This window comes from Oleiphilus sp. HI0128 (assembly GCF_001635365.1).
Genome location: NZ_LWGG01000322.1, coordinates 1 through 1088 on the forward strand (window position 1 = coordinate 1; position 1088 = coordinate 1088).

Here is a 1088-nt window from a genome sequence, read left to right on the forward strand (position 1 = left end):
CTCAGCCTTTCGGTATCGTGATGGTCGGCTTGGGTATCATTGCCTTGGCAGGTATCGTTGTGAACAATAATATTGTATTGATTGATACCTATAACTCGTATATCAACAATGGAGTTAGCCCTTATCAGGCGGCTTTGATGACGGGTGAGATTCGTATGCGACCCGTGTTATTGACTGCAGGAACCACTGTTCTTGGTTTGATACCGATGGTCTTATCGATGAATATCGACTTTATCAATCGCGACGTAGCTTTTGGTGCACCTTCTACACAGTGGTGGACTCAGTTATCTAGTGCCATTGCTGGTGGATTGGCGTTTGCCACAGTCCTCACCTTGTTTCTAACACCGGCTTTACTGGTACTTGGTGCTAATACTCGCCAATGGATATCAAGCAAACAAAACGGTTCCTAATTGGTGTTTCTATTCAAGTGTCACCGAGCTAATGCTGGTTTTAACCTTTTCGCCTGTTTTTAAGTGATAAACAACTTTGGCAGGATAGTAGGGGCTGCGTTTTTGCGCCGGAATCGTTTCGTTAATTGACCATTCTTCAATCTTAATTACTTTTCCATTTGCGTCAATTAGCTGCGTGCGCAACTGTAGAGCGCCAATGTTCAGTGGACTATGGTTTTCTATTGTCACCAATAAAGGCCCTTTAGGGTCTTGAACATGCTTGGCCTTTAAGTATTTTTCCGGTGTTTGCTTAATTTCGATTAGGGCCAGTTTTAGTTTTGCCTGTTGACCTATATCGCCTTGCGCCTGGGCTGCTTGTGCATAGTACTTAAGTGCTTGTTCCTGATTCTGAGACTCGCTGTATAGCTCTCCTAATTGTAGGGCAGCAATACTTGTTGGTAGTAAACGCATGCTATAGCGATAATCATCAATGGCATAGCTAGATTGGCCTAGAGCGGCATAGCTTTGAGCACGCTTTAAGTAATAAGAAAATTGATTTGGGTTGAGCTCTGTGGCGCGCATATGGGCCGCAAGTGCAGAATCTTTATTTCCCTTAGCGGCCAATGCATCGCCTTTTATGGCGCTAAATAGTGCTTCTTTAGGTTCTATATTACTTGCTTTAGAAATAAGGCTAAGCGC

The 1088-nt window shown here is 43.8% G+C and carries 2 protein-coding genes; one reads left to right on the top strand and one right to left on the bottom strand.

Annotated elements, in window-relative coordinates:
- The coding region (locus A3763_RS04090; protein WP_197482751.1) for an efflux RND transporter permease subunit at positions 1–410 on the top strand (410 nt) is incomplete at its 5' end.
- A 9-nt stretch (positions 411–419) separates the two neighbouring features.
- On the opposite strand, the gene A3763_RS28085 is transcribed toward A3763_RS04090, so the two are convergent.
- On the bottom strand, positions 420–1088 hold a 669-nt coding region (locus tag A3763_RS28085; protein WP_197482752.1), incomplete at its 5' end, for a hypothetical protein.